The 13,930-nt window shown below is 67.8% G+C and carries 12 protein-coding genes; 8 read left to right on the top strand and 4 right to left on the bottom strand.

The features are described from left to right. Positions 1–117: 117 nt before the first annotated feature. The 4 genes from C7402_RS19810 to C7402_RS19795 are packed head-to-tail and all read right to left on the bottom strand — an operon-like array spanning position 118 to position 4,516. On the bottom strand, positions 118–1,272 hold the full coding sequence (locus C7402_RS19810; RefSeq protein ID WP_116611770.1) for a glycosyltransferase family 4 protein: 1,155 nt from the start codon (positions 1,270–1,272) through the stop codon (positions 118–120). Continuing rightward, positions 1,269–2,447, bottom strand: a complete 1,179-nt coding sequence (locus tag C7402_RS19805; RefSeq protein WP_116611915.1) for a glycosyltransferase family 4 protein — start codon at positions 2,445–2,447, stop codon at positions 1,269–1,271. The genes C7402_RS19810 and C7402_RS19805 overlap by 4 nt, the downstream gene beginning before the upstream one ends. Before the next feature lie 14 nt (positions 2,448–2,461). Beyond that, positions 2,462–3,973, bottom strand: coding sequence for a glycosyltransferase family protein (locus tag C7402_RS19800; protein WP_112172519.1), 1,512 nt, complete (start codon positions 3,971–3,973; stop codon positions 2,462–2,464). A gap of 9 nt (positions 3,974–3,982) precedes the next feature. Then, the gene (locus C7402_RS19795) at positions 3,983–4,516 is read right to left on the bottom strand and encodes a GNAT family N-acetyltransferase (protein WP_112172518.1); all 534 of its coding nucleotides are present in this window, start codon (positions 4,514–4,516) and stop codon (positions 3,983–3,985) included. A 260-nt stretch (positions 4,517–4,776) separates the two neighbouring features. Between C7402_RS19795 and C7402_RS19790 the strand changes: the two genes are divergently transcribed. The 8 genes from C7402_RS19790 to C7402_RS19760 all read left to right on the top strand — a co-directional run bounded on the left by C7402_RS19790 (position 4,777) and on the right by C7402_RS19760 (position 13,929). Next, a complete protein-coding gene (locus C7402_RS19790) occupies positions 4,777–5,028 on the top strand; it encodes an acyl carrier protein (RefSeq protein WP_112172517.1) in 252 nt (83 codons plus the stop codon). Further along, positions 5,025–6,284: an acyl-CoA dehydrogenase family protein gene (locus C7402_RS19785; RefSeq protein WP_116611769.1), complete on the top strand. Its 1,260-nt coding sequence runs from the start codon at positions 5,025–5,027 to the stop codon at positions 6,282–6,284. Before C7402_RS19790 ends, C7402_RS19785 begins: the two co-directional genes overlap by 4 nt. 1 nt (position 6,285) lies before the next feature. Then, positions 6,286–7,332, top strand: a complete 1,047-nt coding sequence (locus tag C7402_RS19780; protein ID WP_116611768.1) for an amino acid--[acyl-carrier-protein] ligase — start codon at positions 6,286–6,288, stop codon at positions 7,330–7,332. Continuing rightward, on the top strand, positions 7,329–8,366 hold the full coding sequence (locus tag C7402_RS19775) for a DUF1839 family protein (protein WP_116611767.1): 1,038 nt from the start codon (positions 7,329–7,331) through the stop codon (positions 8,364–8,366). The genes C7402_RS19780 and C7402_RS19775 overlap by 4 nt, the downstream gene beginning before the upstream one ends. A 94-nt stretch (positions 8,367–8,460) precedes the next feature. Beyond that, the gene (locus C7402_RS19770) at positions 8,461–11,019 is read left to right on the top strand and encodes a glycosyl hydrolase 2 galactose-binding domain-containing protein (protein WP_165841926.1); all 2,559 of its coding nucleotides are present in this window, start codon (positions 8,461–8,463) and stop codon (positions 11,017–11,019) included. 265 nt (positions 11,020–11,284) lie between these two features. After that, positions 11,285–11,617 (top strand): hypothetical protein, encoded by a 333-nt coding sequence (locus tag C7402_RS46325; protein ID WP_133254510.1) that lies wholly within the window; start codon positions 11,285–11,287, stop codon positions 11,615–11,617. 157 nt (positions 11,618–11,774) lie between these two features. Beyond that, positions 11,775–12,509 (top strand): Crp/Fnr family transcriptional regulator, encoded by a 735-nt coding sequence (locus tag C7402_RS19765; RefSeq protein ID WP_112172512.1) that lies wholly within the window; start codon positions 11,775–11,777, stop codon positions 12,507–12,509. 28 nt (positions 12,510–12,537) lie between these two features. Next, positions 12,538–13,929: an undecaprenyl-phosphate glucose phosphotransferase gene (locus tag C7402_RS19760; RefSeq protein ID WP_116611766.1), complete on the top strand. Its 1,392-nt coding sequence runs from the start codon at positions 12,538–12,540 to the stop codon at positions 13,927–13,929. The last annotated feature ends 1 nt before the right edge of the window (position 13,930 follow it).

Genomic DNA, 13,930 nt, shown 5'->3' with positions numbered 1-13,930 from the left:
ATGACGGGAAACTCATCCCTAGAGTCTAGATGTGTGGCCGGCGCATTCTGCTGGCTTTCCCGCATATCGGCGGCAAAATTCGGGAGCACTCCCAATCATCGCCTGGCTAGCGCGTTTTTAGCGCTCGCCCACCACTTCGCGATAGACCGCCGCCACCTGCGACGCCACGGCGGCGCGGTCGAAGCGGCTGCGTGCGTAGTCCCGGCAGGTTTGCTCGTCGGGCAGCGGGTGGCGGCCCAGCAAGGCATCGACGATCCCGCAGCCGATCGCATGGAAGCCGATCGAAGGCAACACCAGCCCTTCGGAGAGCGGCGCCACCGCCTCGGGAAGGCCGCCTACGGGCGTCACGAGCACCGGCGTGCCGGCCGCCAGCGACTCGACCGTGGTGAGGCCGAAGCCCTCGAGCGCTACCGTAGGCACGATGCTCAGATCCGCCGCGCGATACCACAATGGCAAATCGTCGTCGGACACGAAGCCGGCGAGCGTCACGTGAGCTTCCAGTCCACGCGCCGCGATGCGGGCGCGCAACGCGGCGTCCAGCGCCCCTTTGCCCGCGATCGTCAGATGGGCCTCGGGAATCGCCTGCTTGACGATGAACATGGCGTCGATCAGATCCTCGAGCCCCATGCGCGTCACGAGACGCCGGATGCAGAATATCTGCGGACGGTCCTGCGCGACACCGAGCAACTCGCGCGCTCGGGCCTTTGTGTGCCCCGTGTCGAAACGCTCGATGTCGACACACCCCGGTACGACGCGAATCGACTCCTCCGGGATGCCATATTCGGTTTGCAGCACGCGGCCGAACGCATTCGACAATACGATGTGGCGCTGCGCGTTGCGGTACACCGTTCGCTCGACCGCATGACGCACGGCATGCGAGAACCGGCTGTGGCCGGTCACGGACGATTCCGCTGCCCACGGTCCGTGAAAATGCACGACGCGCGGCACCCGCCCGAACACGCCGAGCGTGGGCGCGGCGTACAGCGCGAAGTGGGAGGCGACGATGTCGGGCTGGCGCACACGCTTGAGCTGGATCGAGTGCATGCGTGCACGGCGCAGCCGGGTGCCGAGGCCATCGTGCTGGCCTGCAAACGACTGAACCATGCCGTTCGTGGCGCGGTGCACGTTCTCACTGCCGGCCACGAGCCCTCGCACATCCACGCCCTGCGCCGGCAAGGATTCGATGAGCGCCATGAACACACGGTCGAGGCCCCCCTGGCGCTCGCCGAACCAATGCATGCCGATCTGCAACGAGTCAATGCGTTCGCTCATGACCGCCCCGGCAGCACTTCACCCGCGAGTTCCAGCCTCACCGCATCATTGCCCCGCGCGAGCTCCTCGTACAACGAGAGATAGCGCTCCGCCATCGTCGGCCACGTGAGGGTTCTTGCCAGCTCGCGTGCCGCCTGGCCCATCTCGCGCGCGTATTGCGCGTTCCCGGCGACCCGCTCGATCGCGCGCGCGAGGCCTGGCGTGTCTTCCGGACTGTCCAGCACGACGCCGCACCGGCTGTCGATCACCTCGGAGCCGCCGGCCGTCGCCACCGTGATGACCGGCAGCCCGACCGAAAGCGCCTCGAGCAAAACGAGGCTCATTGCTTCGTAGCGCGAAGGAAACACGAACGCGTCGGTCGAGCGCATCAGCGCGGGCATGTCCGTCACGAAATCGAGAAAATGCACCCGGTCGGCAACGCCCAGCTCGCGGGCGAGCGCGGGATACGTGCTGTTGCGCAGGCCGCCTGCCACGGCCACATGGACATGCGGCGGCGTGAGCGCCAGGGCGCGCAGCACGGCGTCGAGATTCTTGCGCGACAAGCGCAGGTCGCCCGCGAACAGCAGCATGAACACATCGCGTGGCAAGCCGAATCGTTCCCGCTCCGATGGCCCCGGCGCGAACTGGTCCGTGTCGACGCCATTGTGGATCACGCGTAGTGCACTCGCGTCGAGCCCTAGCGCGCGAACCTCTTCGCCGACCTTGTGGGACACCGGCACGATGACGCGCGAGCGGCGAAACGCCCAGCGCTCGCACCATGCGTTCACCCGCGTATAGATGACCTGATAGGCGCCGTACCAGCCGTCGAAAAAGCGGTACGGATAAAAGCCGCAGCGATACCAGCCATCGTGCACGAAGTGCACGGCGTTGACATCCGCGCGAGCCCAGCTGATAAAGCCGTTCACGTGCACGACGTCGTATTCCTCGCGATGCGCCCGGATCCACGCGCCGGTGCGCAGCGCAAACAGCTGGTATTGCAGCAAGCGGCTCGGCACGCGGCTGACCGGAATCTCCACATGGCGCAGCGCCGGATGGGCAAGCAGCTCCGGTGCGACCATCGAGGCCAGAAGCGTGACCTGATGCCCCGCGGCAAGCAACGCCCGCGCGATTTCGTAATTCACGCGCCCCTGCCCGTCGTTCTCGCGCACCACGTGAGTCACGACCAGTACGCGCAATCGGCGCTCGGCGCTCATGAGGGCCGCCCTGCACGCGCGGCGCCGCTCAAGGCGTTCAGACGTTGCATGTGCCGCACGTAGCGCAAGCCGATCACCGGGATCACCGTGCCGATCATGAAAAGCATGCCCGACGAGCCCTGTAGCGTATCCACCATGACCATGATCGCAAGGATCGCGATCGACGCCCCCACGCCGGAAACCGCGAACCGGTCGTCCGAGCGCAGCAGGCTCGCGACAAACGCGCGCCATAGCAGCATGAGCACGCCGCCGATATAGAGCAGTGTGCCGGGCCAGCCGAGCACCCACACCACGTCGACCACGCCGCTGTCCACCACCGAGAGCACCTGGGACGGATCGGCGGCGAGCTTCGCGCCAATTCCGGTCGAACCGATTCCGTGACCGGCGAAGCTGCGCGACGCGATCTCCGAGAAGTTCGTGTAGAAACCCGAGCGCGCCTGGAAGCTGCTGTCGTTCTGGATGTCCTGAATGGTCTGGAGGCGCTTGAGCAACGGTGCGGCCACCTGGTCGATCATGACGGCCGGCGCGCAGAGCCCCACGACACAAACGCCGACCATGATCAAACGCAGCCGGCTCTTGCTGTCGAGCATGGCGAGCGGGTAGACGAGACCGATGACCAGTCCGCCCCACGACGTGCGCACGAGCGTGAACATGAGTGAGGGAAGCCCCACGATGCCGGCAAAGAACTTCGCCTTGCCCGGCGCGCTGACGAGCATGAGGAGCGCGACCATCATCGTGAGCGCGAACGGGCCCGTCGAGTTCATCGTGCTGCAAATGCGCATGCCGAACGGCACGGCGCTGCCCGACGACGACTCCATGCCGGACTGCGCCATCCAGAAAGCGATCCAGGGCGGCGGCGCCACATACTGGTAGATGCCGTACGCGCCCATCACGATGGCGCCGTACACATAGGTCTTGGTCAAGACGCGCCGATAAGTGGGATATTCGCGCCAGGTGACGATGAGATGCCAGGCGATGAAGATCGGTTGCAGCCAGTTGATCAGCCCGTAAGTCGCGGCCATGATGCCGAACTGCGCCACGCCCAGCACATAGCCATAAACAATGGCGATCAGCATCATGATCAGCGGCAGTGCGCGACGCTGGCCGAGATAGCGATATTTGTTCAGTATCGAGAGGCCCGCGAGACTCGCCGCGAAAAACGGCGTCATCATGATGATGCTGGTCTGGTTGAACACGCCGTTATAGAAGTCTGCGAACCGTCGCACTTCCGGCGTGAGGAAAATGAGCCAGCACACCATCGAAACGTAATGGACCGGATAGCGCCGGTACAGCCAGTACGAGACCGCGACGGCCATCGGCATGAAGGTCACTTCGAGCAGCTTGCCCTGGTGCGCCACGATCAGGATGAGCGTCACGACGAAAACCGACACCGGCGTCGCGAGGGGGCCGATCAGGAACGACATGCGCGAGCGCGAACGGCGACGCGCGCGCGCGCGTATCGGCAGGCGCGTCGGCTGGGGAGCGGCAAGAAACGGGGCCTCGCTCATCGCGCGCCCTCAGAGCAGCTCGAACGTGCTCGCGGCGGCAAGCGCGCCACGCTCGCGCCGCCGCGCGGTGAACACGCCATGCTCGCCGCGCATGTGCCGCACGAGCCCGATGAACGGCACGCCGTGCTCCAGAAACGGCCCCTCGGCCTTGCGAAAGCCGAACTGCTCGTAAAAGCCGCGCAGCGTGGCCGGCGCGCTCACGCGCACCGCGCGGCCCGGCCAGCGCTCGACAATCGCCGCGAGCGCGCGCTCGATCAGCAGTTCGGCCGTGCCGTCGCCGCGCCGCGCGGGGCTCGTGAGCACCTTGTCGATGATGATTTCCGGGTCTTCGGCGTCGCCGGGCCGGATGCGCGCGTAGGCCACCACCGGCATGGGTTTGCCCATGTCCTCCACGGCGAAAACGTGGAGCGAGCGCTCGTCGTGGCCGTCGGCGTCGAGACAGACATGGGACTGTTCGACCACGAACACCGCGCTGCGCGCCCGCATGATCAGATACAGCTCGCGTGCCGTGAACTGATCGAATTCGAGCGTTTTCCAGTTCATTGATCCTCCTCAAGCTTTTGTTCCGTCGCGACACGCGGTGTCGCCATGGCCACACGTTACGCCTCGCGACCCTTCGATCTCCGTGCGGAAGCGTACCGACGATGCTGCATCGCGATCCGTTTAATACGAACAACCGGCACGCCCGTCTGCCCGCGCGAAAGCAGCGCCGCCGCAGCGCCGCGCAACGGCAGACCGGGACCGACCCGTGAAGAACCCACCCCAAGCGTCCACGCGACCTTTCCTTTGAAGGGGGCAATTTCATGAAAACAGCACTGCGCCGCATCCTGTCCGAGTCCGCCCGTCTCGACGTGCCGCCCGACTCCCTGGCGGACGACGCCGACCTCTACGCCGCCGGGCTCTCGTCGCTCGCGACCGTGCATCTGATGCTCGCGATCGAAGACGAATTCGGCATCGAGATTCCCGACCGGATGCTCACCCGCCGGCTCTTTTCCAGCATCGATTCGCTTGCCGCGGCCGTGACCGAGCTTCAGCAGGCAAAGGCGGCCGTATGAACGCGCCCCTGAAGCAAGACGCCGCGCTCGCCGCGGGCGAGGCGCCGCCCGCGCCGCTCGCCGCGATCGAGCCGGCCGCGAGCTGGCGCGCCGCCGCGCAGCGCGCCATGCAGGTCGCCGCGCAGCACGCGGACGCCGTGGACCGCGAAGCGCGCTTCCCGACCGAGGCTTTCGACGCCCTGCGCCGCGAACGCCTGCTCTCCGCGATGGTGCCGGCGCGCTTCGGCGGCGCGGGCCTCTCGCTCGCCGACGTCGCCACGATCTGCGAGACGCTCGCGCAAGGCTGCGCCTCGACCGCCATGGTCTACGCCATGCACCAGATCCAGGTGGCCTGCATCGAGGAGCACGGCAGCGGTACGGCGTGGCACGCGGCGCTGCTCGAGCGGCTCGTTGGCGAGCAACTGCTGCTCGCTTCGGCTACGTCTGAGGAAACCATCGGCGGGGCCATGCGCACCAGCGCGTGCGCGGTGGAAGTCGAGGGCGAGCGCTTTCGCATCGAGAAGCTCGCGCCGACCATTTCGTATGGCGCGCAGGCCGACGGCATTCTCGTGACCGCGCGCCGCAATGCCGAAGCCGCGGCCTCCGATCAGGTCATGATCGTCACGCTGCGCGAGCAGACCACGCTGGAAAAACGCGGCGTGTGGGACTCGATGGGCATGCGCGGCACCTGTAGCGAAGGCTTTCGGCTTGTCGCCGGCGGCGACGCCACGCAGATCCTGTCGACGCCGTTCAGCGAGATCGCCGACCAGACCATGCTGCCCGTCTCGCACACGCTGTGGGCGGCCGTTTGGACCGGCGTGGCGGGCGACGCCGTGAACCGCGCGAAGGCGTTCTTCCGCGCCCAGGCGCGCGCCAAGCCCGGCTCCGTGCCGCCGGCCGGCATGCGCCTCGCTCAAGCCACGGGCCTGTTGCAGATGATGCAGGCGCGCCTCGCCGTCGCGCTCGACGCCGCGCGCACCGCGCACAACGCCAAGCACGGCGCGAACCAGGCGGACCTGCCGCTTTCCGCGCTGCTCGGCTTTGCCTCCGACATGAACACGCTCAAGACGAGCATCTCCTCGACCGCGCTCCAGGTGGTCCAGGAAGTGCTGATGATCGTTGGCATGGCGGGCTACAAGAACGGCACGGAATACAGCGTGGGCCGCCATTTGCGCGACCTGTACTCCGCGCCGCTGATGATCAACAACGACCGTATTGCGCAGAACACGGCGAGCCTGCTGCTGGCGCAACGGCCGGCCGCTCCTGGGGGAGTCTGAAATGAGCACGATCACCGACACGCGCGCGGCCACCGCGCAGGAAGCGGCCGCCCATGAAGCGGCCGCCGAACTCGAAGCCGACCCGACCCTGCGCGAGCGCCTGCTCGAAAAGGGCATCCTGATCGACACGGGCGAAAACGGCCTGTACGGCCGCAGCGCCGTTTTCGAGGACATCGTGGACCGCCTGAACGCGGCCATCTCGCACCTCGGCGCGGACCAGCAGCCCGAGCTGCTGCGCTTTCCGCCCGCCATGCGGCGCACGGACTTCGAGGACAGCGAGTACCTCAAGAACTTCCCGCATCTGGCCGGCACGATCCACTCGTTCTGCGGCGACGACGGCGGCCACCGGCGCCTGCTGCGCGCGCTCGACGACGCCATGGCCGAGCGCGACGACGACCGCGACGACACCTGGCTCGGCCAGCAAAAGCCCACGCGCGTGGTGCTCACGCCCGCGGCGTGCTACCCGATCTACCCGGTGATCGCGAAGCGCGGCCCGCTGCCCGAAGGCGGCGCGACCATCGACGTGCTGTCGTACTGCTTTCGCCACGAGCCCTCGCTCGACCCCGCGCGCATGCAGATGTTCCGCCAGCGCGAATACGTGCGCCTCGGCAGCGCCGAGGAGGTCATGACGTTCCGGCAGATGTGGATCGACCGCGGCTCGGCGCTCGTGCGCCTCTTGAAGCTGCCGCTCGACGTCGATCTCGCCAACGACCCGTTCTTCGGGCGCGGCGGCAAGATCGTGGCGGACAGCCAGCGCACGCTCGCGCTCAAGTTCGAGCTGCTGATTCCGGTGGCGAACCCCGAAAGCAAGACCGCGTGCCTCTCGTTCAACTACCACATGGACCACTTCGGCGCGATCTGGAAGATCGCCTGCGCCGACGGGTCGGTGGCGCACACGGGCTGCGTGGGCTTCGGCATGGAGCGCATCACGCTCGCCCTCTTCCGCCACCACGGCCTCGACGTGAACACCTGGCCCGACGAGGTGCGCGCGCTGCTCTGGGGCGACACGCGCGCGCGCATCGCGCACGCGCTGGAGGGCCACGTATGAGCACGCCGCTCTCGACTGCCGGGTCGCTCGCGCCCGCAGCCGCTCCCGCGCCCGCCGTGGTCGTGCCGCTGCGCCCGCCGCGCGGCGAGCACGCCTCGCACGCGCTGCATCAGGGCGAGCGCGTGTGGGTGGAGACCAACTGCTACGTGGACCTGTGGATCGAGGTGCTGCACGGCTTCGGCCTCGACCCGCGCGCGGGCTTCGCGTTCACGGTGACGCAGGACTTCGAGGGCGACCAGTTCACGTTTTTCAAGTTTCCGCTCGAAGACCTCGAAACGCTCTACGGCACCCAGGTGCAGGAACTGGCGATCTACGACTCGCTCGAAGACCGCGTGCGCGCGCAGACGCTGCGCGGCCACACGGTGCTCGTGGAAGTGGACGGCTACTACCTGCCCAACACGCGCGCCACCTCGTACCGGCGCGAGCACCCGAAAACCACGGTGGGCATCGATTTCATCGATCCCGTGGGCAAGCGACTCGGCTATTTCCACAACACGGGCTACCACCGGCTGGAAGGCGACGACTACGACGGCGTGTTCCGCAAGCTGCCGCAGTTCTTCGAGCAGCCCGACCTGCTGTTCCCGTACGTTGAGTTCTGCAAGCAGGCGCGCGCGCCGCTCCAGGGACTCGCGCTCGCGCAGGCGTCGGCCGAACTGCTGCGCGGCCATCTCGCGCGGCGGCCAGCGCACAACCCCATCGCACAGTGGCGCGCGGCGTTTCCCGAGCAGCTCGACGCCGTGCTCGCGCGCGGCGAGCGGTACTTCCACCTGTACTCGTTCAACCTCATGCGGCAACTGGGCGCGAATTTCGAGTTCCTGTCCAAGTACCTGCTGTGGCTCAACGAGCACGGCTACGACGTGCCCGAGGCGATCGTGGCGGGGGCGCAGACCATCGCGTCCGAGTCGATGGTGATGCAGTTCCGCCTCGTGCGGGCGATGGCGCGCAAGCGCCCCGACCTCTGCGCGGAATGCTTCGACACCCTGGAGGCCGCCTACGAGAACACGCTGCCTGCGCTCGCGAGGCTGATGGGCTGACGGCTCACGCCAGCCGCGCCTAAGCGGGCACCCAAGCCGCACCCAAGCAGGCCGCCCCACGGCCGGAACCCCACGTACCACGAAAGGAGCCGCCGTGCGGGCGTTGCCAACCGATTCCATCGACTCTCGCGGCGGCCCGGCCGAAGCGGAGCAAGCGCCTCACGCGCGCCCGCGCGAGGCCTCCGTCTGGCCGCGCGCGCTCGACACCGGCTGGCAATGCCTCAGCACGCGCGCGGGCGCCTGCGCGTCGCCCGCCGACTGGCCTGCCGAGGGCTGGCTCGCGGCCACCGTGCCGGGCACCGTGGCGGCCGCGTGGCGCGACGCCGGGCGGCTCGACATCGGCCACCCGCCGCCGCTCCAGCAGGACGATCACTGGTATCGCGTCACCATCGAAGGCGATCGCGAAAACGGCGGCGTGCGGCGCCTGCGCCTGCACGGCCTCGCCACGCTCGCCGAAGTCTGGCTCGACGGCGTGAAGCGGCTCGACTCCGACTCGATGTTCGTCGCGCACGACCTCGACATCGCGCTCGAAGGCCGCGCCACGCTCGCGCTGTGCTTTCGCTCGCTCGCGCCGCTGCTGGCCGCGCGGCGGGGCCGCGCGCGCTGGCGTCCGCGCCTCGTCAATCCGCCGACGTTACGTAACGTTCGCACCACCCTGCTCGGCCACATGCCGGGCTGGTGCCCGAGCGTCGAAGCCGTGGGCCCGTGGCGGCCCGTCGAATGGCTGGGCGACGCGCCCCATGCATTCGATACGGTCGACGTCGCCACCGCCGTGGAAGGCGACGACGGCGTCGTCTCCCTCACGCTCACGTTCGTGCACGAGCAGGCGGCCGCCGCCCGCGCGCAACTCGCGTGCGGCGGCGCCCAGGGCGCGCTCGCCTGGCGCGACGCGCGCACGCTCGCGGGCCGCCTGCGGGTGCCCGGCGCCGAGCGCTGGTGGCCGCACACGCACGGCGCGCCCACGCTGCACGCGCTCACCCTGCAACTGGGCGACGAAACCTTCGACCTGGGCCGCGTGGGCTTTCGTACGATCGAAGCCGACCACGGCGACGACGGCAACGGCTTCGCCCTGCGCATCAACGGCACGCCCGTGTTTTGCCGGGGCGCGTGCTGGACGAGCGCCGACCTCGTGACGCTCGCCGGCAAGCCCGACGAACTCGCGCAGTGGTTCGCGCTCGCGCGCGACGCGGGCATGAACATGCTGCGCGTGGGCGGCACGATGGTCTACGAATCGGATGCCTTCTACCGCCTCGCGGACGAGCACGGCATCCTCATCTGGCAGGACTTTGCGTTCGCCAACTTCGACTACCCCGCCGACGAAGCCTTCATCGCCTCCGTCACGCGCGAAGCCACGCAGTTTCTCGCGCGCACGCGCCGCCACGTCTCGCTCGCCGTGACCTGCGGCGGCAGCGAGATCGACCAGCAGGCCGCGATGTTCGGCTTGACGCCCGAGCAGCGCGAGCAGCCGCTTTTCACGCAACAGTTGCCCGCACTCGTCGCGCGCGAGCGGCCCGACATCCGGTACGTCACGAATTCGCCCTCGGGCGGCGTCTGGCCGTTCGGCACGCGCGCGGGCATCACCCATTACTACGGCGTGAGCGCGTACCAGCGGCCCATGAGCGACGTGCGGCGCTCGGACGTGCGCTTCGCCGCCGAATGTCTCGCGTTCGCCAACATTCCCGACGACGCCACGCTGCACGACGGCCTCGGCACGATTCACTGCCACGATCCGCGCTGGAAGGCCGCCGTGCCGCGCGACCCCGGCTCGGGCTGGGACTTCGACGACGTGCGCGACCACTACGTGCACGCGGTGTACGGCCACGAGAGCGCGCGGCTGCGCTACGAAGACCCGCAGCGCTTTCTCGACCTCGGGCGCGCCGTGGTGGCCGAACTGATGACCGAGGTGTTCGCCGAATGGCGGCGCGCGGGATCGCGCTGCGGCGGCGCGCTCGTCTGGCAGTTTCAGGACCTGCGCCCGGGCGCGGGCTGGGGCGTGGTGGATTCGCTTCGGCGTCCGAAGAGCGCGTGGCATGCGCTCGCCCAGGCGCTCAAGCCCGTGCACATCGGCATCACCGACGAAGGGCTCAACGGGCTCGACCTGCACATCGTCAACGAAACGGCAAAGCCGCTCGCGGCGACGCTCGAACTGCTGTGCCTGCGCGACGGCGCGGTGAAGGTGGCCGAGGCGAGCCGCGACGTCGACCTCGGGCCGCGCGGCGCGCACAGCGTGAGCGCCGCGGACCTGCTCGGGCGCTTCTTCGATTTCACGCATGCGTACCGCTTCGGCCCGCGCCCGCACGACGTGACAATCGCGACGCTGCGCGAGCGCGCGAGCGGCGACATCCTCGCCGAAGCGTTTCATCTGCCCGAGAAGCGCGCGCTCGAACGTCACGACCTGGGCATCACCGCGACGCTCGAACAATCGTCTGCGGGATGGCAGCTCGTGCTGCAAGCACAGCGCTTCGCGCGCTACGTCTACGTGGCCGACGCGCATTACGTCGCCACGCCTAACTGGTTCCACCTCGTGCCGGGCCGAGCGCGCACCATCGCGCTCACACCCGCGAGCGGCGCCGCGGGCCGCCCCCATCGCGACGCCCCGCCCGAAGGTGAAATCCGTGCGATCAATGCCGTCGCCACGGTGTTCTATCCATAGTGTGAGACGCCTTGCGCGCGCAGGCACGCCGCTGCCCGCGCGCCGCGCCCCCCGCTATTACCGCAGACCATAGCGCCTCATGTAACAACAACGAAACAAGTGCAGCATCCCGGGACCGACTCATGGATCGAACGCCTGCGCCCCCGTTCACACCGGCTGCACCCGCACGCAATCGGCGAGCGCCGCAAAGACCCGCACCCGTGCTTGTTCTCCGGGCCGTGCAGGCGTGCTGCGTGCAGGGCGCGTCCCACCACAAAATAACCGTATGTGCGACGACGCACGCAAGCCGTGGAACACATCTGAATCAATTCGGCATGCGCGCGACGGGTGGCGAATCCGCTTCGAACACCGCTTGTTTCAAGCGCAAAGCCCCTTGCAGCAGCATGCCGGAACGCGCGGGAACCCCGCCGCAGCAAGGCTTCGCGAGCGCGGCAACGGCTGGAAGGACGCGCGGCGCACGCCTTCTCGCTGTACAGATTTGAAACAAAAAGCCGGACTTTTTCTCGGCGCGAGCCGCGCGAACAATGCTGCATCGCGCCAGCGCTCGCTTTGCCGTGCGCTGGCACGCTCCTCGCTAAATGAAGGCACCGACGCATGACACAGGCACTTCGCGAACGAAGGCCGGCGCGTCAGGGGGTTTACGGGGCCCACACAACGCACTCATGGCACGCCGCGCGTGCAGAGACTCATGAGATGCGGTGACGGGGGAAAAAACAGAATGCCGTGTTTCACGCGGCTTCGTGCGAGGACCAATCATGCTCACCCTTCAATCCGATCTGCACGGCAATCATTTGCTCGGTGCACTGCCCACGCATGAGTGGCAGGCGCTTGCGCCCGATCTCGAACTCGTTCATCTGCGCACCGAGCAGTTGATCTGCGACTCCGGCCAACGCATTCACCACGTCTACTTTCCCACCACGGCGGTCATTTCGCTGCTCTCGACGATGGAAGACGGCGGCTCCGTCGAACTGACCGCCGTCGGCCGCGAAGGCATGACCGGCGTGCCGATCCTCACCGGCGGCGAAACCATGCCGAGCCGCGTGCAGGTGCAGCACGCGGGCTTCGCCTACCGCATGAGCGCACAGGCGCTGCGCCAGCACTTCGCGCGCTCGGACATGCTACGCCGCCTGATGATGCTCTACATGCACGCCCTGCTCACGCAGATCGCGCAAACCGCCGCGTGCAACCGCCATCACTCGCTCTCCAGCCAGTTGTGCCGCTGGCTGCTCAGCGAGACGGACCGCGTCGCGTCGAACGAGCTGGCCGTCACGCAGCAACGCATCGCCGACATGCTCGGCGTGCGCCGCGAGGGCATTACCGAAGCGGCGGGCAAGCTGCACGACCAGGGCCTCATTCACCATCATCGCGGCCGCATCGAGGTGGTGGACCGCGAAGGGCTCGAAGCCCGCGCGTGCGAATGCTACCGGCTCGTACGCCGCGAGTTCGACCGCCTGCTGCCGCGCCTGCACCAGGCCGAGACCGTCGCCTGAGCGCATCCGCAACAGCCGGGGAGCTGTCATGTTTCGCAATACCGCAAGGGCCTTCGACGCGTTCTTCGTGATCGCAGGCGCTCTGCTCGCCCACCGGATGCGCTACTCGTCGCCAATCGGGCTCGAAGACACGCAGCGGCTTCTGATCGCGTTCAACTGCGCGCTCGTGCTGCTGCTGTTCCCCGTGTTCGGCATCTACGAGACGTGGCGCGGCAAGTCGCTGCCGGCGATGCTCTCGCGCGTGGCCGCCGCCTGGCTGCTGATCGTGGTGGCCGGCCTCATGCTCAGCTTCACGCTGCACCGCACGGAGGCGATCTCGCGGCTGTGGTTCGGCTACGCGACGCTCATTTCGGGCGCGCTGATCCTTTCCACCAAGCTGATCGTGCACCTGGCGCTGCGTGTGGCGCGGCGGCGCGGCCTGAACTATCGCTCGGTCGCGCTCGTCGGCACGCCGGGCTTCACGCGCACGCTGCTCGCGCACCTGGAGCAGCGCGCGCACGCGGGCTTCAAGCCCGTGTGCGTGTTCGACACGACGCAGTTCGCCGACATGTTCGCCGAGTCGCACGCGCGCATCAACGGCCTGCCCACGCTCACCGACATGAACGCGTTCGTGCAGAAGGTGCGCGAGGAGCACATCAACGAAGTCTGGCTCGCGCTGCCGCTTTCCGAAGAGCACACGATCTACCGCTTCACGCGCGCGTTCCAGAACGACTTCGTGAATCTGCGCTTCGTGCCCGACACGCGCAGCCTCGCGCTCTTTAATCACTCGCTCGTCGACGTGCTCGGGCTGCCCACCATCAGCCTCACCGGCATGCCGATTCCGGCGCCGCAGATGTGGCCGAAGCTCGTGTTCGACCGCGTGTTCTCGCTGGCCGTGCTCGTGCTCACGCTGCCGCTGTTCGCCGCGATCGCCGTGGCGATCAAGCTGAGTTCGCCGGGGCCCGTGTTCTTCAGGCAAATGCGCAAGGGGATCGACGGCCGTCCGTTCGGCATCTACAAGTTCCGCTCGATGACCGTGCACCGCGAGGAGGAAGGCGTCGTGACGCAAGCCACCGAGCACGACGCGCGCGTGACCAGGGTGGGCGCGTTCCTGCGCCGCACGAGCCTCGACGAGCTGCCGCAGTTCTACAACGTGCTGCTCGGACAGATGTCCGTGGTGGGGCCGCGCCCGCACGCGCTCGAACACGACGATCTCTACAAGAACCTCGTGTACGGCTACATGCATCGCTACCGCATCAAGCCCGGCATCACGGGCTGGGCCCAGGTGAACGGCTACCGGGGCGCCACGCGCAAAGTCGAAAAAATGGAAACGCGCGTGAAGTTCGACCTTTTCTATATCCACAACTGGTCGTTCTGGTTCGACATCAAGATCGTGCTCATCACGCTCGTGAAGGGATTTGTCGGCCGCAACGCCTACTGAC

Origin of the sequence: Paraburkholderia unamae, assembly GCF_003096875.1 — a bacterium.
In the GTDB taxonomy this organism is placed as follows: domain Bacteria; phylum Pseudomonadota; class Gammaproteobacteria; order Burkholderiales; family Burkholderiaceae; genus Paraburkholderia; species Paraburkholderia unamae.
This window is presented reverse-complemented; position numbering and strand designations above follow the sequence as displayed.